The 22,535-nt window shown below is 73.1% G+C and carries 23 protein-coding genes; 17 read left to right on the top strand and 6 right to left on the bottom strand.

Translation table 11 applies throughout. The annotated features are described in order from the left end of the window. Positions 1-144: 144 nt before the first annotated feature. The 12 genes from LJ221_RS14585 (at position 145) to LJ221_RS14530 (ending at position 11,383) form a co-directional block, all read left to right on the top strand. Positions 145-1,056 (top strand): DUF2520 domain-containing protein, encoded by a 912-nt coding sequence (locus LJ221_RS14585; protein WP_308314787.1) that lies wholly within the window; start codon positions 145-147, stop codon positions 1,054-1,056. Positions 1,057-1,094: 38 nt separating this feature from the next. After that, on the top strand, positions 1,095-2,018 hold the full coding sequence (gene panC, locus LJ221_RS14580; protein ID WP_241717100.1) for a pantoate--beta-alanine ligase: 924 nt from the start codon (positions 1,095-1,097) through the stop codon (positions 2,016-2,018). Continuing rightward, positions 2,015-3,727 carry an L-aspartate oxidase gene (locus LJ221_RS14575; protein WP_241717088.1) on the top strand — a complete coding sequence of 571 codons (1,713 nt, stop codon included), beginning with the start codon at positions 2,015-2,017 and terminating at the stop codon, positions 3,725-3,727. Before panC ends, LJ221_RS14575 begins: the two co-directional genes overlap by 4 nt. Further along, positions 3,724-3,909, top strand: a complete 186-nt coding sequence (locus LJ221_RS14570) for a hypothetical protein (protein ID WP_241717086.1) — start codon at positions 3,724-3,726, stop codon at positions 3,907-3,909. Before LJ221_RS14575 ends, LJ221_RS14570 begins: the two co-directional genes overlap by 4 nt. An 8-nt stretch (positions 3,910-3,917) precedes the next feature. After that, positions 3,918-4,970, top strand: a complete 1,053-nt coding sequence (gene nadC / locus LJ221_RS14565) for a carboxylating nicotinate-nucleotide diphosphorylase (protein ID WP_241717097.1) — start codon at positions 3,918-3,920, stop codon at positions 4,968-4,970. Then, the gene (locus tag LJ221_RS14560; protein WP_241717084.1) at positions 4,970-5,767 is read left to right on the top strand and encodes a type III pantothenate kinase; all 798 of its coding nucleotides are present in this window, start codon (positions 4,970-4,972) and stop codon (positions 5,765-5,767) included. The genes nadC and LJ221_RS14560 overlap by 1 nt, the downstream gene beginning before the upstream one ends. A gap of 112 nt (positions 5,768-5,879) precedes the next feature. Continuing rightward, complete coding sequence (locus LJ221_RS14555) at positions 5,880-6,374, top strand: hypothetical protein (protein ID WP_308314786.1); 495 nt, start codon at positions 5,880-5,882, stop codon at positions 6,372-6,374. Positions 6,375-6,380: 6 nt separating this feature from the next. Next, entirely contained in the window at positions 6,381-6,569 is a 189-nt protein-coding gene (locus LJ221_RS14550; protein ID WP_241717083.1) for a hypothetical protein, read from the top strand. A gap of 182 nt (positions 6,570-6,751) precedes the next feature. Then, positions 6,752-7,162 carry a BlaI/MecI/CopY family transcriptional regulator gene (locus tag LJ221_RS14545; protein ID WP_206351983.1) on the top strand — a complete coding sequence of 137 codons (411 nt, stop codon included), beginning with the start codon at positions 6,752-6,754 and terminating at the stop codon, positions 7,160-7,162. A 10-nt stretch (positions 7,163-7,172) separates the two neighbouring features. Beyond that, positions 7,173-7,700 (top strand): amino-acid N-acetyltransferase, encoded by a 528-nt coding sequence (locus LJ221_RS14540; RefSeq protein WP_241717081.1) that lies wholly within the window; start codon positions 7,173-7,175, stop codon positions 7,698-7,700. A gap of 171 nt (positions 7,701-7,871) precedes the next feature. Further along, positions 7,872-8,207, top strand: coding sequence for an Lsr2 family protein (locus LJ221_RS14535; protein ID WP_241717079.1), 336 nt, complete (start codon positions 7,872-7,874; stop codon positions 8,205-8,207). A gap of 650 nt (positions 8,208-8,857) precedes the next feature. After that, positions 8,858-11,383: an ATP-dependent Clp protease ATP-binding subunit gene (locus LJ221_RS14530; RefSeq protein ID WP_241717077.1), complete on the top strand. Its 2,526-nt coding sequence runs from the start codon at positions 8,858-8,860 to the stop codon at positions 11,381-11,383. A gap of 104 nt (positions 11,384-11,487) precedes the next feature. Here LJ221_RS14530 and LJ221_RS14525 read toward each other — a convergent pair whose 3' ends face one another. Further along, a complete protein-coding gene (locus LJ221_RS14525) occupies positions 11,488-11,730 on the bottom strand; it encodes a hypothetical protein (protein ID WP_241717075.1) in 243 nt (80 codons plus the stop codon). A gap of 78 nt (positions 11,731-11,808) precedes the next feature. Between LJ221_RS14525 and LJ221_RS14520 the strand changes: the two genes are divergently transcribed. Beyond that, positions 11,809-12,258, top strand: coding sequence for a VOC family protein (locus LJ221_RS14520; RefSeq protein ID WP_241717095.1), 450 nt, complete (start codon positions 11,809-11,811; stop codon positions 12,256-12,258). Between the two features lie 85 nt (positions 12,259-12,343). Here LJ221_RS14520 and LJ221_RS14515 read toward each other — a convergent pair whose 3' ends face one another. Both LJ221_RS14515 and LJ221_RS14510 read right to left on the bottom strand, forming a co-directional pair. Beyond that, positions 12,344-13,306, bottom strand: coding sequence for an A/G-specific adenine glycosylase (locus LJ221_RS14515; protein WP_241717072.1), 963 nt, complete (start codon positions 13,304-13,306; stop codon positions 12,344-12,346). Between the two features lie 148 nt (positions 13,307-13,454). Further along, positions 13,455-14,108 (bottom strand): phosphatase PAP2 family protein, encoded by a 654-nt coding sequence (locus tag LJ221_RS14510; RefSeq protein WP_241717070.1) that lies wholly within the window; start codon positions 14,106-14,108, stop codon positions 13,455-13,457. 221 nt (positions 14,109-14,329) lie between these two features. Between LJ221_RS14510 and LJ221_RS14505 the strand changes: the two genes are divergently transcribed. Continuing rightward, complete coding sequence (locus LJ221_RS14505) at positions 14,330-15,118, top strand: hypothetical protein (protein WP_308314785.1); 789 nt, start codon at positions 14,330-14,332, stop codon at positions 15,116-15,118. An 86-nt stretch (positions 15,119-15,204) separates the two neighbouring features. On the opposite strand, the gene disA is transcribed toward LJ221_RS14505, so the two are convergent. Together disA and radA are read right to left on the bottom strand one after the other, a co-directional pair. Continuing rightward, positions 15,205-16,305, bottom strand: a complete 1,101-nt coding sequence (gene disA, locus LJ221_RS14500) for a DNA integrity scanning diadenylate cyclase DisA (protein ID WP_374228453.1) — start codon at positions 16,303-16,305, stop codon at positions 15,205-15,207. A 60-nt stretch (positions 16,306-16,365) separates the two neighbouring features. Continuing rightward, positions 16,366-17,808: a DNA repair protein RadA gene (radA, locus tag LJ221_RS14495; RefSeq protein WP_241717063.1), complete on the bottom strand. Its 1,443-nt coding sequence runs from the start codon at positions 17,806-17,808 to the stop codon at positions 16,366-16,368. A 215-nt stretch (positions 17,809-18,023) separates the two neighbouring features. Here radA and LJ221_RS14490 point away from each other — a divergent pair, with 215 nt between their 5' ends. Beyond that, positions 18,024-19,652, top strand: a complete 1,629-nt coding sequence (locus LJ221_RS14490) for a sigma-70 family RNA polymerase sigma factor (RefSeq protein ID WP_241717061.1) — start codon at positions 18,024-18,026, stop codon at positions 19,650-19,652. Between the two features lie 21 nt (positions 19,653-19,673). Here the strand turns inward: LJ221_RS14490 and LJ221_RS14485 are convergent, their stop codons facing one another. Continuing rightward, positions 19,674-20,570, bottom strand: coding sequence for a hypothetical protein (locus tag LJ221_RS14485; RefSeq protein ID WP_374228452.1), 897 nt, complete (start codon positions 20,568-20,570; stop codon positions 19,674-19,676). A gap of 66 nt (positions 20,571-20,636) precedes the next feature. Between LJ221_RS14485 and LJ221_RS14480 the strand changes: the two genes are divergently transcribed. Both LJ221_RS14480 and LJ221_RS14475 read left to right on the top strand, forming a co-directional pair. After that, entirely contained in the window at positions 20,637-21,578 is a 942-nt protein-coding gene (locus LJ221_RS14480) for a Ppx/GppA phosphatase family protein (protein ID WP_241717059.1), read from the top strand. 75 nt (positions 21,579-21,653) lie between these two features. After that, positions 21,654-22,478, top strand: a complete 825-nt coding sequence (locus LJ221_RS14475) for a sugar phosphate isomerase/epimerase (RefSeq protein WP_241717058.1) — start codon at positions 21,654-21,656, stop codon at positions 22,476-22,478. The last annotated feature ends 57 nt before the right edge of the window (positions 22,479-22,535 follow it).

The following is a 22,535-nucleotide window of genomic DNA, read 5'->3' as shown; positions in this document are numbered from 1 at the left end:
CCGCTGAACCGCCCGGCGGGGCGCGGGCCCCGCGCCCCGTCCCACCTCGCGGGCGGACGGGACGGGGAGCCGGCGAGTCCGCGTAGCATGGCGGTAATCGTCCGGTACCGGGTCCTGCGGACTGGAACGGAAGGCCGAGCTCACGTGAACCAACCCCCCTCCGGCGCCGCCGGGGACCGTCCCGCGCGCCTGACCGTCGGCGTCGTCGGCGCGGGCCGCGTCGGCCCCGCCCTGGCAGCGGCCCTCGGGCTGGCCGGGCACCGCCCGGTGGCCGCCTCCGGCGTCTCCGACGCCTCCCGCCGCCGGGCCGAGGCCCTGCTGCCCGGGGTACCACTGGTGGAGCCCGCCGAGGTCCTGGCCCGCGCCGACCTCGTCCTGCTCACCGCTCCCGACGACGCCCTGCCCGGCCTCGTCGCCGGCCTGGCCGAGACCGGCGCCGTACGCCCCGGCCGGCTGCTGGCGCACGCCTCGGGCCGCTACGGCACCGCCGTCCTCGACCCCGCCACCCGGGCCGGAGCCCTGCCGCTGGCGCTGCACCCGGTGATGACGTTCACCGGCACGCCCGTGGACGTGCAGCGGCTGGCGGGCTGCTCCTTCGGCGTCACAGCCCCCGAGGAGCTGCGGCTGGCCGCCGAGGCGCTGGTCATCGAGATGGGCGGGGAGCCCGAGTGGGTCGCCGAGGAGGCCCGTCCGCTCTACCACGCGGCCCTGGCTCTCGGCGCCAACCACCTGGTCACACTGGTCGCCCAGGCCATGGAGCTGCTGCGCACCGCCGGTGTCTCCGCGCCCGACCGGATGCTCGGCCCGCTGCTCGGCACGGCCCTGGACAACGCCCTGCGCTCCGGCGACGCCGCACTGACCGGCCCGGTCGCCCGGGGCGACGCCGGCACGGTCGCCGCCCACATCACCGAGCTGCGCCGCCACGCCCCGCAGGCGGTGGCTGGCTACCTCGCGATGGCCCGCGCCACCGCCGACCGGGCTCTGGCCGGCGGACTGCTCAGGCCGGAACTGGCCGAGGACCTGCTGGAAGTCCTCTCCGACGGGGACCCCCGGTGACCGGACCGACCGCCGACGACAGGAGCCCGGCCGTGTCCGTGCCCGCAGCCGGCCCCGCAGCCGCTCCAACCCCCGTGCCCGTCCTGCACACCGCCGCCGCCCTGCGCGCCCTCCCGCGCCGGGGGCGGCGGGCGGTGGTGATGACGATGGGCGCCCTGCACGAGGGCCATGCGGCCCTGGTCCGCGCCGCCCGCGAGAGGGCCGGGTCCGAAGGGCAGGTGGTGGTCACCGTCTTCGTCAACCCGCTGCAGTTCGGCGCGGGTGAGGACCTGGACCGCTACCCGCGCACCCTGGACGCGGATGTCGCGGTGGCCGCGGGCGCGGGCGCCGACGCCGTCTTCGCGCCGCCGGTGGAGGAGGTCTACCCCGGCGGGGAGCCGGAGGTGAGGATCGGCGCGGGCCCGATGGGCGAGCGCCTGGAGGGCGCCAGCCGGCCCGGTCACTTCGACGGGATGCTCACCGTCGTCGCCAAACTGCTCCACCTCACCGCCCCCGACCTGGCGCTCTACGGGGAGAAGGACGCCCAGCAGCTCGCCCTGATCACCCGGATGGTCCGCGACCTGAATTTTCCCGTGGAGATCGAGGGCGTGCCCACTGTGCGCGAATCCGACGGCCTGGCCCTCTCCAGCCGCAACCGCTATCTGTCGGAGGCCGAGCGCGCCACCGCCCTGGCCCTCTCGCGCGCCCTGTTCGCCGGGCGCGACGCGGCGGCCGCGGGCGGCACGGGGCCGCGCGAGGTCCGCCGGGCCGCCGAGACCGTACTGGCGCAGGCCCGGCGGGCACGGCCGCCGCTGGTACCGGACTACCTGGCGCTGGTGGACCCGGCCCACTTCACGGAGGTCCCGGCGGAGCCCGGCGCGTACGAGGGCGAGGCCGTGCTCGCGGTGGCGGCGCGGGTGGGCACCACACGACTGATCGACAACGTCCGGCTGCGCCTCGGACGCCCCGGAGGGGTTCGGTGAACGGGACGACAGGCCTGCGGCTGGACGCGCCGCGCTCCGGCTGGGCCATCGCGGCGGACGTGGTGGTGGTCGGCTCCGGAGTGGCCGGCCTGACCGCCGCCCTGCGCTGCGCGGCCTCCGGCCGGAAGACGGTGATCGTCACCAAGGCCCGGCTGGACGCCGGCTCCACGCGCTGGGCGCAGGGCGGCATCGCCGCCGCGCTGGGCGAGGGCGACACCCCCGGCCAGCATCTGGACGACACCCTGGTCGCGGGCGCGGGCCTGTGCGACGAGGAGGCGGTGCGCACCCTGGTCACCGAGGGGCCGGACGCGGTGCGCCGGCTGATCGGCGCCGGAGCGCGGTTCGACACCTCCGCCGAGACCGGCGAGATCGACCTGACACGCGAGGGTGGCCACCGCCGCCGCCGTATCGCCCACGCGGGCGGCGACGCGACCGGCGCGGAGATATCCCGCGCCCTGGTGGCGGCCGTACGCGATGCCGGGATGGAGATGGTGGAGAACGCCCTCGTCCTGGATCTGCTCAAGGACGCCGGCGGGCACGCCGCGGGCGTCTCCCTGCACGTGATGGGCGAGGGGCGGCACGACGGCGTGGGAGCCGTCCACGCTCCGGCGGTGGTGCTGGCCACCGGCGGCATGGGCCAGGTGTTCTCCGCCACCACCAACCCGCCGGTCTCCACCGGAGACGGCGTCGCGCTGGCGTTGCGGGCGGGCGCGGAGGTCTCCGACCTGGAGTTCGTCCAGTTCCACCCGACCGTGCTCTACCTGGGCCCGGGCAGTGAGGGCCAGCAGCCGCTGGTCTCGGAGGCCGTGCGCGGCGAGGGCGCGTACCTCGTCGACGCGGACGGCGAGCGCTTCATGGCCGGGCAGCACGAACTGGCCGAGCTGGCGCCGCGCGACATCGTCGCCAAGGGCATCATGCGGCGGATGCGTGAGCGGGGGGCCGACCACATGTACCTGGACGCCCGGCACTTCGGCGCACGGATGTGGCGCGAGCGGTTCCCCACCATCCTCGCCGCCTGCCGCGCCCACGGCATCGACCCGGTCACCGAGCCGGTCCCGGTCGCGCCCGCCGCGCACTACGCCTCCGGCGGGGTGCGCACCGACCTGGCGGGCCGTACCACCGTGCCGGGCCTGTACGCGTGCGGCGAGGTCGCGTGCACGGGTGTGCACGGTGCCAACCGGCTGGCCTCCAACTCCCTGCTGGAGGGCCTGGTCTTCGCCGAGCGGATCGCCGCCGACATCGCCCGCGCCCCCGCCCGCGTCCCGGTGCCTGCGGAGCCCGGTGGCCCGGCGGGCACGCGGACCGTTCCGCTGCCGCCGGCCGAGGCGCGGTACGCGATCCAGCGCACCATGACGGCCGGGGCCGGGGTGCTGCGCTCCGCGGAGAGCCTGGCGCGGGCCGCGGAGGAACTGGCGGTGCTGGCCCCGGACCGGGCCGGGAGCGGGGCCGGCAAGCCCGCCGAGCCCGGGGTCGAGGCATGGGAGGCGGCCAACCTCCATCTCGTCGCCGGCGTCCTGGTCGCCACTGCCCTACGCCGTACCGAGACCCGCGGTTGTCACTGGCGCGAGGACCATCCCGAACGGGACGACGAGTCCTGGTGCCGGCATCTGGTGGCCGCCCTGCGTCCTGCCCCCGGGGGTTCCGCGCTCACCGTTCGTACGACCGACTCGACCGCGTTTCCACCGGTCACGGGCCGGGGGACACCGTGAGCGTCGCGTGCGCGGCCGCCGGTCTGCTGTTGAGGACGATGCCCGCGCCGCTGCGCCGCGTGGGCGGAGAAGCTCACGAGAACGCGGTGAGCGTCGCGTACGCGGCCGCCGGTCTGCTGTTGAAGACGATGCCCGCGCCGCTGCGCCGCGTGGGCGGAGAAGCTCACGAGGAGATGCATTGACCAGCCCCATGCCCGACGAACTTCCGCTGCTCCAGATCGGTCTTGGCCGCCCCGGCGAGGCGGTGAGCGGCGCCGGCGGGGGCTGCGGCGACGCCTGCGGCTGCGGCGGCGCGGACGACGGCCCCGACCTGGACCCGCTGGAGTGCGGTCTGGACCCGGACCTGGCCGCGCTGCTCGCGGACGCCGGCCTGGACCCGGTGCAGGTCGAGGACATCGCGCACATGGCGATCGAGGAGGACCTCGACCAGGGCGTGGACGTCACCACCGTCGCGACCATCTCCGAGGACGCCGTCGCCACCGCCGATTTCACCGTCCGCGAGGCGGGCACCGTCGCCGGGCTGCGGATCGCCGAGGCGGTCCTGTCGGTGGTCTGCACCCAGGAGTTCGAGGTCGAGCGGCACGTCGAGGACGGCGATCGCGTGGAGGCGGGCCAACGGCTGCTGTCGGTGCGCGCCCGCACCCGCGACCTGCTCACCGGCGAGCGCAGCGCGCTCAACATCCTGTGCCGACTGTCCGGTGTCGCCACCGCCACCCGTGCCTGGGCCGACGTACTCCAGGGCACGAGCGCCGCCGTCCGCGACACCCGCAAGACCACTCCCGGGCTGCGCGCCCTGGAGAAGTACGCGGTGCGCTGCGGTGGCGGGGTCAACCACCGGATGTCGCTGTCGGACGCCGCACTGATCAAGGACAACCACGTGATCGCCGCGGGCGGGGTGACCGAGGCGTTCAAGCGGGTGCGCGAGGAGTTCCCCGGTGTGCCGATCGAGGTGGAGGTGGACCGGCTGGACCAGATCGAGCCCGTCCTCGCCGAGGGCGCCGACCTGATCCTGCTGGACAACTTCACCCCCGAGCGGACGGCCGAGGCGGTCGCACTGGTCGCGGGCCGGGCGAAGCTGGAGTCCTCCGGTCGTCTGACCCTGGCGAACGCCCGCGCGTACGCGGACACCGGCGTGGACTACCTGGCGGTCGGAGCGCTCACCCACTCCTCCCCGGTCCTCGACATCGGCCTTGACCTGCGTGACGAGGCCCGCGTCGGCGCGGGCGGAGAGGGGCGCGACTGATGCTGCTCACGATCGATGTCGGCAACACCCACACCGTCCTCGGCCTGTTCGACGGCGACGAGATCGTCGAGCACTGGCGGATCTCCACCGAGGCACGCCGCACCGCCGACGAGTGGGCCGTCCTCCTCCAGGGCCTGATGGGCATGCACCCGCTCCTCGGCGATGACCTGGGCGACGGCATCGACGGCATCTGCATCTGCTCCACCGTCCCCTCCGTTCTGCACGAGCTGCGTGAGGTGACGCGTCGGCACTACGGCGACATTCCCTCCGTTCTCGTGGAACCGGGCGTCAAGACCGGGGTGCCCATCCTGATGGACAACCCCAAGGAGGTCGGGGCGGACCGGATCATCAACGCGGTGGCGGCGGTCGAACTGTACGGCGGCCCGAGCATCGTCGTGGACTTCGGTACGGCCACCACCTTCGACGCGGTCTCCGTGCGGGGGGAGTACACCGGTGGCGTCATCGCCCCGGGCATCGAGATCTCCGTCGAGGCGCTCGGCGTACGCGGGGCGCAGCTGCGCAAGATCGAGCTGGCCAGGCCGCGCAGCGTCATCGGCAAGAACACCGTCGAGGCGATGCAGTCCGGCATCCTCTACGGTTTCGCGGGACAGGTGGACGGCGTGGTGGAGCGGATGGCCCGCGAGCTGGCCGACGACCCGGACGACGTGACCGTCATCGCCACCGGCGGCCTGGCCCCGATGGTGCTGGGCGAGGCGACGGGGATCGACGAGCACGAGCCGTGGCTGACGCTGATCGGGCTGCGCCTGGTCTACGAGCGGAACATGGCGCGGGGCTGAGCGCGGGGCCGGGCAGGACGCCGAACGACAGGACCGAGCCCGAGCCCGGGACCGGTGACACAGCCGGACGGTGGTATGTCTGCTCTGAAGGCTTCTGTCGTAATGTCGCCGTATGCCCACGCCCTACGGTTCCCGAGGCGCCATGATCCTCGGCCCGGACGAGCTGCGCGCCCTGCGCGGCGCGCTCGCCCTCGTCCTCCGTCCCGCCCGGCCGTCCGCACACGCCGGCGGGGAGTGCCCGGAGGGGGCTGCGAAGGAGCGCGCCGAGGTGGTGCGCGCCTGTCTGTGGCTGGCCGACGCGCTGGACGAGGCGAGCCGTGAGGCGGACCGGCTGAGGGCCTTCCTGCGGACAGACCTCGACCGCTACCGCGCCGCGCTGCCGGGCTCGGCCCCGGGGTACCTCGCGCTGCTGGAGGAGGCGGTCGCGCTGGGCTGCACGCCGTGTCCGGAGGATCTGGAGGCGCTGCGCGAGCCGTGCGGCCGCTGGACGGACGGGGCGGGGCCGGCGCGGGCCCCGGAGCGCGGCCGTACCGCACCCGGTCCCCACCCCGGCAGGCGCCCGGCGGAGCCGCCGGTACGCTGGAGGTCCGGTATCCAAGGAGGCTGATCCGGCATGGAGTACATCGCCGCACTCACCCCGTCCGTGGTGATGGCCGTGGCCTTCACCGCCCTCATCGTGACGATCGTCAGGAGCCAGGGCGGTGCCAACAAGTCCAAGGAGGACGCCGCGGTGGACAGCGCCCTGGCGCGCGCCGAGGCCGCGCGCGCCGCGTCGCCTGCCGACGGAGCGCCCGGGCGCTAGACGCTGGGCTCGTGCGCCGGGCACCAGGCGGCGCACCGGCGGCGCGCACCGCCGGACGGCGGATGCCGCGACGGCGCGGGGGCGCATACCGGGAAGTCCGCTTCACGGTATGCGCTCCTTTGTTTGTTCTCCGGACAAAACAAAGTGCTCAATGCCGTTCATATGCGGCTATCGTTCTTGGTGTGCCTCGGCCACTGGGAGAGCTGGAAGACGCGGTGATGACGCGGGTATGGCAGTGGAACCGCCCGGTCACGGTGAGAGAAGTGCTCGACGACCTCCGGCGCGAACGGCCGATCGCCTACACCACGGTCATGACCGTAATGGACAACCTGCGGGAGAAGGGCTGGCTGCGGCGAGAGCGCGAGGGCCGGGCCTATCGATATGAAGCCGTCTCCACCCGGGCCGCGTACTCCGCGGCACTCATGAACGAAGCCTGGGCGGCGAGCGACAACCCCGCGGCGGCACTGGTGGCCTTCTTCGGGATGATGTCGCCGGAACAGACGGAAGCGCTGCGGGACGCCTTGCGCGTCGCGCATCTCGACGACACGCGCCCCGGTGCCCCCGCCGGTGGCCGCGGTTCTCCGGAGCGATAGCGTCCCCGGCATGTCAGAAGCCGTGAACCCCGTAAGCGAGGTCACCGTCCGCAGGGCGAGAACCAGTGATGTGCGCACCGTGCGCCGTCTCATCGACGCCTACGCGTGCGACCGTATCCTCCTGGACAAAGCGACGGTGACGCTTTATGAGGACATCCAGGAGTTCTGGGTCGCCGAACGTGACCACGACGGCGAGGTCGTCGCCTGCGGTGCCCTCCATGTGATGTGGGAGGACCTGGCCGAGGTCCGCACGCTCGCTGTCGACCCGGCGCTCAGGGGCACGGGAGTGGGCCACCTGGTGCTGGAGAAGTTGCTGCAGACCGCGCGCCGGCTGGGAGTCCGGCGCATTTTCTGCCTCACCTTCGAAGTGGACTTCTTCGCCCGGCACGGCTTCACCGAGATCGGCGAGACACCGGTGGACGGGGACGTCTACAGCGAGCTGCTGCGTTCCTATGACGAAGGTGTGGCCGAGTTCCTGGGGCTCGAACGAGTGAAACCCAACACCTTGGGTAACACGCGGATGCTGCTGCATCTATGAGACGCACACTTCCTGTGCCCTATGTCCGAAAGGTCCCCTCAATCCCGCCGGGTCTGCACGGCAATGTTCCCGGAGGGTTTGTGTTTTTCCGGGAAAAGCGGTTTGCTTTCACTGTCAGTATCAGTAATCGGTTTTCGGTGACTGACCACACACGACGAATGGGAGTAACCGGTGGCGCAGAAGGTTCAGGTCCTTCTTGTCGACGACATCGACGGCGGTGAGGCCGACGAGACCGTGACGTTCGCTCTCGACGGCAAGACATACGAGATCGACCTCACCACCGCCAACGCGGACAAGCTCCGCGATCTGCTGGAGCCTTACCTCAGGAACGGTCGTCGTACCGGTGGCCGTTCGGCTCGCGGCAAGTCCCGCCCTTCCGCCGCCGGCGGCGGAAGTCAGGACACCGCGAAGATCCGCGCCTGGGCGAAGGAGAACGGCTATGAGGTCAACGACCGCGGCCGTGTCCCCGCCAACATTCGCGAGGCATACGAGAAGGCGAACGTCTGAGTCGCGCGGGCGAGTCGCGTACGGCGGTGCTCCGTCGCCGCCGCGCCCACCGGACCGGAGGGCCGGCGAGACCCGTGAGACCCGTGAGACCCGTGAGACCAGCCTCGTGCCCCGTCCGGGAGGCCGCAGCCGTACGGCGGCCTCCCGGGGACGTACGCGGTCGGCCCGCGCACCGGTCGCGCAGAGTGTCGCCCCGCTACTCCGAGTGCCGGGTGGGCGAGCGGGAAAGGCGCGGTGCGCCACGCGAGGGTGTTCGCCAGTAGCGGATGCACCCGCCCCACCCGGCATGGACTGCCGGTGTCCCGGGGTAAGAAGTCGGGTGAAGAAATCCCACGTGGAACGGGGGTGCGGCACCGGCGATGGAGCGGTGGACGGCATGGCGGCCCGGGGGCGTTCGCCGTCGGCGTAGCGGAAGCGGGCGGATATGTCTGGCCTGCGGGAACATCGTCTCGCACCATCGGGTTGGAACTGTTGTCGGCTGTTCGGGACGAGGGCGAGAGGTAACGGGCTCTCCTCCCCGCCAGCGCGGGAGCGATCCGGACGGGTGTCGGCAGTTGGAATGAGCGGTCCCCGCTTGCGGGACTAAGCTGCGGAAGGACAGGGAGGGGACCGACCCCTTACTGCCTGACCGCTCTGAGGAGCGATTAACGATGTTCGAGAGGTTCACCGACCGCGCGCGGCGGGTTGTCGTCCTGGCTCAGGAAGAAGCCCGGATGCTCAACCACAACTACATCGGCACCGAGCACATCCTCCTGGGCCTGATCCACGAGGGTGAGGGTGTCGCCGCTAAGGCACTGGAGAGCCTCGGGATTTCGCTCGAGGCGGTCCGCCAGCAGGTGGAGGAGATCATCGGCCAGGGCCAGCAGGCCCCGTCCGGCCACATCCCCTTCACCCCCCGTGCCAAGAAGGTCCTGGAGCTGTCGCTCCGCGAGGCCCTTCAGCTAGGCCACAACTACATCGGCACCGAGCACATCCTGCTCGGCCTGATCCGCGAGGGCGAGGGCGTCGCCGCCCAGGTCCTCGTCAAGCTCGGCGCCGATCTCAACCGGGTGCGGCAGCAGGTCATCCAGCTGCTCTCCGGCTACTCCGGCGGCAAGGAGGCGGCCACCGCGGGCGGCCCCGCCGAGGGCACTCCCTCCACCTCCCTGGTGCTGGACCAGTTCGGCCGCAATCTCACCCAGGCGGCCCGCGAGTCCAAGCTCGACCCGGTCATCGGGCGCGAGAAGGAGATCGAGCGGGTCATGCAGGTGCTGTCCCGCCGCACCAAGAACAACCCGGTCCTCATCGGCGAGCCCGGTGTCGGCAAGACGGCGGTCGTCGAGGGCCTGGCCCAGGCCATCGTCAAGGGCGAGGTGCCCGAGACGCTCAAGGACAAGCACCTGTACACGCTGGACCTGGGCGCCCTGGTCGCCGGGTCCCGCTACCGCGGTGACTTCGAGGAGCGCCTGAAGAAGGTCCTCAAGGAGATCCGCACCCGCGGCGACATCATCCTGTTCATCGACGAGCTCCACACCCTGGTGGGCGCGGGCGCCGCCGAGGGCGCGATCGACGCCGCCAGCATCCTCAAGCCGATGCTGGCCCGCGGGGAGCTCCAGACCATCGGCGCGACGACGCTGGACGAGTACCGCAAGCACCTGGAGAAGGACGCGGCCCTGGAGCGCCGTTTCCAGCCCATCCAGGTCGCCGAGCCGTCGCTGCCGCACACCATCGAGATCCTCAAGGGTCTGCGCGACCGTTACGAGGCGCACCACCGGGTGTCCATCACGGACGCAGCCCTGGTGGCCGCCGCGCAGCTCGCCGACCGGTACATCTCGGACCGCTTCCTGCCGGACAAGGCGATCGACCTGATCGACGAGGCCGGCTCCCGGATGCGCATCCGCCGGATGACCGCACCGCCGGACCTGCGCGAGTTCGACGAGAAGATCGCGAACGTGCGCCGGGAGAAGGAGTCCGCGATCGACTCGCAGGACTTCGAGAAGGCGGCCTCCCTCCGCGACACCGAGAAGCAGCTCCTGGCCGCCAAGGCCAAGCGGGAGAAGGAGTGGAAGGCCGGCGACATGGATGTCGTCGCCGAGGTCGACGAGGAGCTGATCGCCGAGGTCCTGGCCACCGCCACGGGCATCCCGGTCTTCAAGCTGACCGAGGAGGAGTCCTCCCGCCTGCTGCGCATGGAGGACGAGCTGCACAAGCGCGTCATCGGGCAGGAGGACGCCATCAAGGCGCTCTCCCAGGCCATCCGCCGTACCAGGGCCGGCCTGAAGGACCCCAAGCGCCCCGGTGGCTCGTTCATCTTCGCCGGCCCCTCCGGCGTCGGTAAGACCGAGCTGTCCAAGACGCTGGCGGAATTCCTCTTCGGCGACGAGGACGCGCTGATCTCCCTCGACATGTCGGAGTTCAGCGAGAAGCACACCGTCTCGCGGCTCTTCGGCTCGCCCCCCGGTTACGTGGGGTACGAGGAGGGCGGTCAGCTCACGGAGAAGGTCCGTCGCAAGCCGTTCTCGGTCGTCCTGTTCGACGAGGTCGAGAAGGCCCACCCCGACATCTTCAACTCGCTGCTGCAGATTCTGGAGGACGGTCGCCTGACCGACTCCCAGGGCCGGGTCGTGGACTTCAAGAACACCGTCATCATCATGACGACCAACCTCGGCACCCGGGACATCTCCAAGGGCTTCAACCTGGGCTTCGCCGCCCAGGGCGACGTCAAGACCGGCTACGAGCGGATGAAGAACAAGGTCAACGAGGAGCTCAAGCAGCACTTCCGGCCCGAGTTCCTCAACCGCGTCGACGACACCGTCGTCTTCCACCAGCTGACCGAGGAAGACATCATCCGGATCGTCGACCTGATGGTCGCCAAGGTGGACGAGCGGCTCAAGGACCGCGACATGGGCATCGAGCTCAGCGGTGACTCCAAGAAGCTGCTCGCCAAGAAGGGCTACGACCCCGTCCTGGGGGCCCGGCCGCTGCGCCGGACGATCCAGCGGGAGATCGAGGACGTGCTCTCGGAGAAGATCCTCTTCGGCGAGCTGCGCCCCGGTCACATCGTGGTCGTCGACACCGAGGGCGACGGCGAGGCGAAGAAGTTCACCTTCCGCGGCGAGGAGAAGTCGGCCCTGCCGGACGCCCCTCCGGTGGAGTCCGCGGCGGGCGGCGGCCCGAACCTCTCCAAGGAAGCCTGAGGCGCCGGCGAGCCGCACACCGGCCACACGGGCGCGGCCCGGGACCGTGGTACGGTCCCGGGCCGCGCCCGTACACGTGAGGTCTTCCGCGCGGAAGGCCGGGCTCAGCGCGCGATGACCCGGATGCCCTTCGGGACCTCGCCGACCCGGGGCAGCCGCGGGTTCACCCGGACGGTGTGCGGACGGGGGAAGGCGCCCAGCCGCTCCGTGCCGACCCCGAGGTCGTAGGCGAGCCACAGACGCGTCGGCCGGTCGCGCACCGTAGGCCAGGCCAACTCTCCCGGCACGTAAGGGGTTTCGTTGACCGAGCCGTGGTGCCGCGCCGTACGGTGGACGGAGCGCCGCACACGGCGCGACCCTGGGGGATGGACCGGTGGGCGTACTGCCCACGGTGGGACCGCAAGTCCGCGACCATGGGAGGCAGCGTGATCAAGGGGCTGGCCGCAGCCACCGTCTGGTCCACCGACCAGGAGCGGGACCTGAGGTTCTTCACCGAGAAGCTCGGCTTCGAGGTGCGCGACGACGTCATCGAGGACGGAACGCGCAGGGTCACCGTCGGGACCAGGAACCAGCCGGACGTCGGGCTGACGCTGGTGCCGACCCACGGTCCCGGCATCGACCCCCGGTCGGCCGAGGCGCTGGCCGGGCTGGTCCGCCGGGGAGTCCTGGGAGCGGGCGTGCTGCGGACGGACGACTGCCGCTCCGCGTACGAGTGGCTGGTGGGGCGGGGCGTGGAGTTCCTCCAGGAGCCGCGCGAGGGACCGCACGGCACCGAGGCGGTCTTCCGGGACGAGTCCGGCAACCGGTACTCGCTGGCCGAGGAGCGCGTAAGCGGACCGGCCCTGAGCCGGGAGTGGTCGGAGGTCTGCGACTGACCCGCGCCCGGGCACGTCCCGCCGCGGCGCGCGGTGCGGGTGCGAGGTGGACGGGGTGCGGCGGTCAGGGCCGCCGCACCCCGTCTCACAGGGCCGGGCCCCGGCCCTGGGGCAGCCGGTATACGCCGTTCTCCAGCGGCTCGACCAGCCCGTCCGCGACCAGCCCGTCCAGCGCGCGCGCCCGCTGCACCGGCTCGTCCCACACCGCGTCCAGCGCGGCCCGCGGTACAGGCCCCACCGTCTCGCGCAGCACGGCCAGCAGCCTGCCGCGCACCTGGCGGTCGGTGCCCGCGTAGCTCTGCCCGCGGCGTGGCGGACCGTCGTGCGCGGGCGAGCCGGCGTGGCGCCAGGCGCACAGGTCCAGGATCGGGCAGTTCTCGCAGTCCGGCTTGCGGGCCGTGCACACCAGGGCGCCCAGCTCCATCGTGGCCGCCGCCCAGCGCGCCGCCGTCGCCTCCTCCTCGGGGAGGACGGCCCGGGCGAGTCTGCGCTCGGCGGCGGTGGTGGCGGTCGGGGGGAACTCGCGGCCGCCGAAGGCGCGGGCGAAGACCCGCCGGACGTTGGTGTCCAGCACCGCGTGCCGCTGCCCGTAGGCGAAGGAGGCCACGGCCGCGGCCGTGTACTCGCCCACACCGGGCAGCGCCAGGAGTTGCGCGTGCTCCTTGGGCACGTCGCCGCCGTGCCGCTCAGTTATGGCGGCGGCGGCACCGTGCAGCCGCAGGGCCCGGCGGGGGTAGCCCAGCCGGCCCCAGGCGCGCACCGCCTCGCCGGGCGGCTCGGCGGCCAGGTCGGCGGGGCGCGGCCAGCGGGCGAGCCACTGCTCGTACACGGGCAGCACCCGGTTGACCGGTGTCTGCTGGAGCATGAACTCGCTGATCATCACGCCCCAGGCGCCCGCCTCGGGGCGGCGCCAGGGCAGGTCGCGGGCGTGCTTGCCGAACCAGTCGATGACCGGTCCGTGGAGATCGGAGGGGGCGGGGGAGTCGGGGGGACGGAGGCCGGTCGTGGTCGGACCGGTGGCGCTGTGCTCGGATGTGGTCGCAGTCATGGCGTCTCCGATCCTGACACGGAGGGGCGCGGCAGCGAAGCGGTCCGCGCCGATGGGGGGCAGGCACCACCCGTCCCGATGTGCCCCTTTCGTCCCAGGGGAGTGGAAACCGGCTTCCGGCGGGGGTGGGGGCGGCGGCGACCATCGTCTACGAGGCCGGGCTGGTGTAGCCGAGTCTGGCCCGTACCCGGCCCGTCAGCGCGGTCGCCGGTCCCGCGGCCGACCAGGTCGCCAGCAGTACCGCGGCCGTGCCCAGCAACGCGCCCGCCGCCACGTCGTGCGGGTAGTGCACCCCGAGGAACACCCGGGAGAACGCCGTCAGCACCGCCAGCGGCAGCACCAGCCAGGCCATCGCCCGCCAGACGAGTACGACGGTCACCGCTGCGGCGGCGGCGATGGTGGCGTGGTTGCTGGGGAAGGACCAGTCGCCCGGCTCCGGGCAGGGGGCGATCGGGGTCGGCGCGTCCGGCACGGCCCGGCACGGCCGCTCCTCGCGTACGACCAGCTTGGCGGTCTCGCTGAGACCGTACGCCGCCGCCACCGCCGTCCCGCCCAGCAGGGCCCGCGCCAGGACCTCCGGCCCGGCGTGCCGGACCCGCCAGCACGCCGCCGCCAGCAGCGCGGCGAGGATCAGCAGCCCGCCCTCGGTGCCGTACCCGGCGAGCGAGTGCACCCAGCCCGGCGTGTCGTGCGCGAAGTCGGTGACGTATCGGTAGAGGTCGCTGTGGAGGCCGTCCGGGGAGGGGCCCCGGGAAGCGTCCGGGGGAGAGCCGGGGGGATCGCTTCGAGGATCACTGCTCATGCGTGAACGATACGAAGAGGAATCGTTCGATCACTTTCCGTCGCGGCCGGGTGTCACCCCCGATGGTCCTCAGGCTTTGCCGGGTCGTTCATCATAAAAGTTGGTCTTCGGCGCGGCGGGTAAGACCGTATGGGGCACATCATGTCTCGTAAGGTTTGCGCGTGGGATCTCTGCGCAATCCGGTTGGCCCTCTTCCCTCCTCCATCTACTGGAGGCGAAGGGTGGTCGTGCTTGCGCTCCTGCTGGTCCTGGCAGTGCTCGCCGTATGGGCCGTCAGGTCCGGAGGTCCGGGCGGAGACGGCGGGAGCGACCAGGGCGGGAAGCGGGGTGGCGGTGAGGTGCCGGGCACCATCACGCCCGGACCGTCCTCGTCCAAATCCCTGATCAGCCAACGCCCCGGCGGGCGCGAGGAGTCCGGCGTGGGCTCGGACGGGTCCGGAGGTCCGGGCGGCGACGGCGGCGCGGGGCCCGGAGACGGAGGCGCGGACGGCGAGGGCGAAGGCGGCGCGAACGGTTCCGGTTCGGGAGGGCCGGGCGCCGGAGGAGCCGGCGGCTCCTCCGGTGTCGTCCCGGGCGGGATCGAGGCAGTGCCGGCCGACTCCACCCTCCCCGACTGCCGCCCCGGCTCGGTCGAGGTGACGCTGCGCAGCGATGAGAACCGGTACGCGCCCGGCGAGGAGCCCGTCTTCCGGCTGACCGTGCGGAACGAGGGCGGCGGCGCCTGCAAGGTCGACTTCGGCACCGGCGCCACGACCCTCACCATCGTCGAGACCGAGGACGGCGACGAGAAGATCTGGAAGTCCGAGCACTGCCCGAAGGGCGCACGCTCGGCCCTCTACAAGGTCCCGGTGGGGGGTACGGCCGTCCGCACCCTGGAGTGGGACCGCAGGCACAGCACGCCCGGATGCGGTACGCCGGGTGCCGAGGCCGAGGCCGGCACCTATCTGGTCGAGGCCGAGGTGGAGGGCCTGGAGAAGAAGCGCACCACGTTCGTCCTCGCCAAGGACTGAACCGTGGAGTGAGCCGGGACCGAGTCCTCCGTGCCACGGCCCGGGCGGGCCGGACCCTGCCGGGTCACCGCGCCCCGCCGGACGCGTCAGACGTACCGCTCCAGAATCGACGACTCCGCCAGCCGCGACAGGCCCTCGCGGACCGACCTGGCCCGCGCCTCGCCCACGCCGTCGACGGTCTGCAGGTCGTCCACACTCGCGGCCAGCAGCTTCTGCAGCCCGCCGAAATGCTCGACCAGCCGCTCTATCACGGCGTTCGGCAGCCGCGGCACCTTCGCCAACAGGCGGTAACCGCGCGGTGAGACGGCGGAGTCCAGCGTCTCCGGCGACCCGCTGTACCCCAGCGCCTTGGCCACCGTGGGCAGTTCGAGCAGCTCGGTGTGGGTCAGCCTGTCCAGCTCGGCCAGCGCCTCGGTGACGGTGCGGGACCGCTTGGCGGTCGGCTCGGGCACGTAGTCGCGGGCGACCAGCTCGCGCTCGGGCTCCACGCCCGCGATCAGCTCGTCGAGCTGGAGGGAGAGCAGCCGCCCGTCCGTGCCCAGCTCCACCACGTACTCGGCGATCTCCGTGGCGATCCGCCGCACCATCTCCAGCCGCTGCGACACCGCCGAGACGTCCCGGACCGTCACCAGGTCCTCGATCTCCAGCGCGGAGAGCGTGCCCGCCACCTCGTCCAGGCGCAGCTTGTACCGCTCCAGCGTCGCCAGTGCCTGGTTGGCCCGGGACAGGATCGCCGCCGAGTCCTCCAGCACGCGCCGCTGACCGTCCACGTACAGCGCGATCAGCCGCATCGACTGGCTCACCGACACCACCGGGAAGCCGGTCTGGATCGACACCCGCTGCGCGGTGCGGTGCCGGGTGCCCGTCTCCTCCGTCGGGATCGAGGCGTCCGGCACGAGCTGCACTCCCGCCCGCACGATCTTGGTGATGTCCCTGTCGAGGATCAGCGCACCGTCCAGCTTGCACAGCTCGCGCAGCCGCGTCGCGCTGAACTCCACGTCCAGCACGAAACCGCCCGAGCACAGGGCCTCGACGGTCCTGTCCATGCCCAGGACGATGAGCCCGCCGGTGTTCCCCCGCAGGACGCGCTCCAGGCCGTCGCGCAGGGCCGTACCGGGCGCGACCGCGCTCAGTGAGGCGCGCAACAGGCTGTCGGCGCCGGTTGCTGCCCGGTCGTTGGCTGCCACGGCACTCCTTCGGGTCATGCGTACGTACGGGCGAGACCAGGGCAAAGTCTACCGGCGGTGTCAGCCCTCGTGTGGCCTGCTCCGGTCGGTTCCGTCGTGGTCGGGCCGTTCGGAGCGACCGGACCGCGGTGGCCGGGCGGGCAGGACCCGCAGCGCCTCGCCTATGTCGGCGACCTCCCGCACCCGCATTCCCGGCGGCACCCCGCCCGGGTCGGTGGGCACCAGGGCGTGGGTGAAGCCCAGCCGCGCGGCCTCCGCCAGGCGCCGCTGCACACCCGTCACCCGCCGGACCTCGCCCGCCAGCCCCACCTCGCCGATGGCCACCAGGTTCTTCGGAAGAGGTGTGTCACTGGCGGCGCTGGCCAGCGCGAGCGCCATCGCCAGGTCCGCCGCCGGCTCGGACAGCCGCACCCCGCCGACGGTGGCGGTGTAGATGTCCCGCTTGCCCAGCGCGTTGATCCGGCCCCGCTGCTCCAGAACGGCCAGCATCATCGACACGCGCGAGGTCTCCAGCCCGGACGTGGTACGCCGGGGGGAGGGGATCTGGGAGTCCACCGTCAGCGACTGCACCTCGGCCACCAGCGGACGGCGACCCTCCAGTGCGACGGTCAGACAGGTGCCGGGCACGGGTTCGTCCCGACGCGTGAGGAAGAGCCCCGACGGGTCGGCCAGGCCGGTGATCCCCTCGTCGTGCAGCTCGAAGCAGCCCACCTCGTCGGTGGCGCCGTAGCGGTTCTTCACACCGCGCACCAGCCGCAGCCGGGCGTGCCGGTCGCCCTCGAACTGCAGGACCACGTCCACCAGGTGCTCCAGCAGGCGCGGACCGGCGATGGCGCCGTCCTTGGTGACGTGGCCCACCAGCAGCGTGGACATCCCGCGCTCCTTGGAGGCCCGGATCAGCGCCCCGGCCACCTCCCGCACCTGCGCCATGCCGCCGGGCGCACCATCGATCTCCGGGGAGGCGACCGTCTGCACCGAGTCCAGGACGAGCAGCGAGGGCTTCACCTCGTCCAGATGCCCCAGGACGGCCGACAGGTCCGTCTCGGCCGCCAGGTACAGGTAGTCGCTTATAGCCCCGATCCGGTCCGCCCGCAGCCGCACCTGCCCGGCCGACTCCTCGCCGGTGACGTAGAGGGTGCGGCGGTCGGCGTCGGCCGCCTTGGCCGCGACGTCCAGCAGGAGCGTGGACTTGCCCACCCCCGGCTCGCCCGCCAGCAGCAACACCGCACCCGGTACCAGTCCGCCGCCCAGCACCCTGTCCAGCTCGGGCACGCCCGTACTGCGCGCGGTGGCCACCTGCCCGTTCACCTGGCCGATGGGCAGCGCGGGGGACGAGACCCGTCCGGGCGCGGTGGTGCGGACGGCCGGGGTGCCGCCGGTCTCCTCGACGGTGCCCCAGGCGTGGCACTCCGGGCAGCGGCCGAGCCACTTGGCGGTGGTGTAGCCGCACTCGGTGCAGCGGTAGGCGGGGCGGTCCTTGGCGGACGACTTGCGGGCAGCCATGGGCCTCACGGTAACCGGAGCCTGTGACAACCGGACTCCGGCGGGCGCGGGACGGGCGGACACCGTGGAGCCCGGGCCCTGCGCGCCCTCGCGTACCCCCTGCCCCTCCACCGCTGAGCATTTGTGTGTTTTATCGCAGATCTTCACCCGTAAGGGTTAAACCCGCGCAAGCATCACCAGTGATGCCCGGCCTTCCGCCTACGGTCGGCTGGGTGATGAGCACTCGGCGCGAGCACCCCACGCATACCACCGGCGTACACCGGGCGCACCGTGGCACGCACCGCGCCGCGGCCCGGCCGCCGGTGCCCGTCGACCCCTACCGGGACCACCTGGACGGGCTGTTCACCTACTGCCTGTCCGTCATGTGCGAGCACGAGGCGGCCATCGCCGTCCTCGGCGAGGCCCTGGCCGTCGCCGAGCGGCAGCGCCGCCGCGGCCGCACCCCCGCCGACACGGCGCTGCACCGGCCCTGGCTGTACGCGCTGGTCCGCTGGTCCTGCCTGCGGCTCCTGGCCGAGTGGAAGGGCGTGCGCCCCGAGCCCCCGGAGCTCCCCGGCCCCCTTGCCACCGCGCGCCGCCGCGAGCTGGCCGCACTCGCCTGGCCGGAGGCCGCCGGCACCGGCCCCGAGCAGCGCGAGGCCCTGGAACTGGCCGTACGTCACCACCTGCCGGTCCACGAGGTCGCCGCGGTCCTCGGCACGGACCACGACGGCACCGAGCTGCTGCTGTCCAGTGCCGCCTGCGAGGTGGAACGCACCCGCACCGCGCTCGCCGTCGTCGAACGGGGCGGCTGCCCGGCCGTCGCCCGGCTCGCCGGGGACCGGGAGGCGCTGCTGAGCAGCGCACTCCGCCGGGAGCTGGTGCGGCACGTGGACGAGTGCCCCGAGTGCCGCCGCACCGCCGAACGGGTGCTGGCGGGCGGGCCGTGGCCCGGCACCGCCCCCGCGGATGTCGGCGCGCTCACCGTGCTGCCCGCCCCGCGCGCGGAGGTGCACGCCTCGATGCTCGCCGTGCAGCGTGCGCGGGCTCAGCACACCCCGCGCTTCGACCGGCGTGGCTTCCCCGTCGCCAGCCGGAACCGCGCCGAGCGCTTCGACCGGCTGCGCAGCCGCGCGGTGACCACCACGGTCGTCGCCACCGTCGTCGCCGCGCCGCTGCTGGCGCTGTGGGCGGCGTACCGCGGTGCGCCACTGGCGGAGGACGGCCCGGGCGGCACCACCGTCTCGGCCTCCGAGCGGCAGGATCCGGGCGGTCCGTACGACGGCCCCGGGGCCCCCGGGGGCCCCGGGGGCCCCGGGGGCCCCGGAGCCTCCCGGGACGGGCTCGGCGTCCGCGTCGACGTGGCGGGCGCGGACGGCGTGAAAGGGCCGGGCACCCCGTCCTCCGGCACGGACCGCGCGGACGGGGAGGGCCCGCCGCGCGAGAACGCCGGCACGGGACCGGGCCGGCTGACGGTCGAGGCCCGGCCGTCCGGGGACGCCACCGTCGTCACCCTCGTCGCCTCCGGTGGATCCCCGGTCGACTGGACGGCCTCCGCGGATGTCCCCTGGCTGCGGCTGGACCGCGCGTACGGGACGCTGCGGCCCGGTGGGTCCGCCGCGTTCACCGTCACCGTGGACCGGTCGCGGGAGCCGGCGGGCGCATGGACCGCGAGGATCTCGATCGCCCCGGCGAAGGCGGTGATCACTCTCCGGGGACACGGCGCCGTGGCTCTCGCCGAACCGACGGCCTCCGAGCCCCCGGAGCCGGAACCGTCCGAGCCGCCCGCACCCGAACCGACGGCCTCCGAGCCGCCGTCGAGCACGCCCGCGCCGGAGCCCGCACAGCCCCCGGCGGGGCCTTAGCCCACGCCGCACCGGAGCCGTTCACCCGGGCATCGTGTGCCCCGGCTCCGCGTGTCCCGGTTCGGTGCGCTCCGCGGACTGCCCCGCGGCGGCTCCGCCGGCGGGCCCGTCCGCCGGATGCGGCGCCGCCAGCGGCAGCTGCGCCGCCAGCCGCTCCTCGCACAGCTCGGCCAGCCGCGCGTACCCGGCCGGACCCATCAGCTCCGTCAGCTCCGGCCGGTACGAGACGTACACCGGCTCGCCGGCACCGTGCGCCGACAGCGCGCCGGTGCACCACCAGTGCAGGTCGTGCCCGCCCGGCCCCCAGCCGCGGCGGTCGTACTCGCCGATCGATACGTACAGCCGCTGCTCACCGTCCGGCAGCTCCACCCATTCGAACGTCCGCCGGACCGGCAGCTGCCAGCACACGTCCGGCTTGGTCTCCAGCGGCTCCCGGCCCTCCCGCAGGGCCATCGTGTGCAGCGCGCAGCCGGTGCCGCCGGAGAAGCCGGGGCGGTTGAGGAAGATGCACGCGCCCCGGTGCAGCCGCGTCTGGCGCTCGCCGTCCTCGTTCACCTCGGTCCAGCCGCGCTCTGAGGAACCCTCCGCGTGGAACTGCCAGCTCTCGGGCGTGAGACGCGCCGCGTGCGCCGCGACGCGCTCCTCGTCGTCCTCGTCCGAGAAGTGCGCGCCCAGCGTGCAGCAGCCGTCGCTCGCGCGCCCCGCGCTGATGCCCTGACACCCTTGGCCGAAGACGCAGCCCCAGCGGGAGGTCAGCCAGGTCAGGTCGCACCGGAACACCTGCTCGTCGTCCGCCGGGTCCGGGAACTCCACCCACATCCGGGCGTGGTCCAGCTCCACCTCCTCGCCCGCCGCCCGCCGCCACTCTCCGCCCGCGTTCGCCTCTTTGTCCGGCTTAACCGTTTTCGTCTTCTCCACGTCCCCAGGGTATGCACCACGGGGCGGGCTCCGGACCACCGTCCTGCCGCAGTAGCGTGGCCCCCCATGAGACTCGGTGTCCTCGACGTGGGTTCCAACACCGTTCACCTGCTGGTGGTGGACGCACACCGGGGCGCCCGCCCCCTGCCCGCCTACTCCCACAAGGCGGAACTGCGCCTGGCCGAACTCCTCGACGAGGACGGCTCCATAAACCCGGCCGGAGTGGAGAAGCTCGCCGCGACCGTCCGCGAGGCGATGGTCGTCGCCGAGGACAAGGGCGTGGAGGACCTGCTGCCGTTCGCCACCTCGGCCGTACGGGACGCCGCCAACGCCGACCACGTGCTGGAGCGGGTCGCCGACGGGACGGGCGTGGAGCTGAAGGTGCTCTCCGGCGAGGACGAGGCCCGGCTGACCTTCCTCGCGGCCCGCCGCTGGTTCGGATGGTCGGCCGGACGGCTGCTGCTCCTGGACATCGGCGGCGGCTCGCTGGAGATCGCGTACGGCATCGACGAGCAGCCCGACGCCGCCTCCTCGCTGCCGCTGGGGGCCGGCCGGCTCACGGGCTCCTGGCTGCCCGGCGATCCGCCCGGCCCCGCCGACGTCCGCGCGCTGCGCCGCCATGTGCGGCACGAGATCGCCCGCGTCGTCGGGGACTTCAGCCGGCTGAGCGCCCCCGACCACGTGGTGGCCACCTCAAAGACCTTCAAGCAGCTCGCCCGGCTGGCGGGCGCACCCCGTTCCGCCGAGGGCCCCTACGCACAGCGCGAGCTGGTACGCGCGTCGCTGGAGGAGTGGGTGCCCAGGCTGGCCGCCATGCCGGCGGCCGAACGTGCCGCCCTTCCCGGAGTCTCCGAGGGCCGGGCCAGGCAGCTGCTGGCGGGAGCGCTGGTGGCGGAGGGCGCCATGGACCTGTTCGGCGTGGAGCGGCTGGAGATCTGTCCCTGGGCGCTGCGCGAGGGCGTCATCCTGCGCCGCCTGGACACCCTGTCCGGCAACGGGAGCCCGTGACCTTCCCCACACACCGCCCCGCGGGCCCCGTGACGGCCCCCGTAACGTACCCCCGGTCGCCGTAGGCTGTTGTGCGTGGTCGATCCAGCGCTGTCCCCCCCGGCACCGAAGGTCGCCCTCTCCACGGCCTCCGTCTACCCGGAGACCACGGTGACGGCCTTCGAGATCGCCGCACGCCTCGGTTACGACGGGGTGGAGGTGATGGTGTGGACCGATCCGGTCAGTCAGGACGTCGAGGCGCTGCGCAGGCTCTCCGACTTCCACGGCGTCCCGATCCTCGCCGTCCACGCCCCCTGCCTGCTGATCACCCAGCGCGTATGGTCCAAGGACCCCTGGACCAAGCTCCAGCGCTCCCGCGAGGCCGCCGAGAAGCTGGGCGCGAGCACGGTCGTGGTGCACCCGCCGTTCCGCTGGCAGCGTTCCTACGCCCGGGAGTTCATCCGCGGCGTGTGGCGGATGGCGGACGAGACCGACGTCCGCTTCGCCGTCGAGAACATGTACCCCTGGCGCTACCGCGACCGCGAGATGCTCGCCTACGCCCCCGCCTGGGACCCGACCGAGGACGACCACCGCCACTTCACCCTCGACCTCTCCCACACCGCCACCGCCCGCAACGACACCCTGGCGATGATGGACCGCATGGGCGACCGTCTGGCGCACATCCACATCGCCGACGGCACCGACTCCGCCAAGGACGAGCACCTCGTCCCCGGGCGCGGTGACCAGCCGTGCGCGGAGGTCCTGGCGCACCTGGCGGCGGGAGGCTTCGACGGGCACGTGGTGGTCGAGGTCAACACCCGCCGGGCGATGTCGTCGGCCGAGCGCGAGGCGGACCTCGCCGAGGCGCTGGCCTTCACCCGCCGCCACCTGGCCTCCGCACCCCGGAAGACCGGCCCGTGAGCGGACGGGACGCCGGCGCCCGGTCCGCGGGGGGCGCCGCGGGCGCGGCGCGTCCCG

It is taken from the genome of Streptomyces sp. CNQ085 (assembly GCF_022614595.1).
GTDB lineage: Bacteria > Actinomycetota > Actinomycetes > Streptomycetales > Streptomycetaceae > Streptomyces.
Note: the sequence above shows the minus strand (reverse complement) of the source record. Positions and strands in the feature narration are given on the sequence as shown.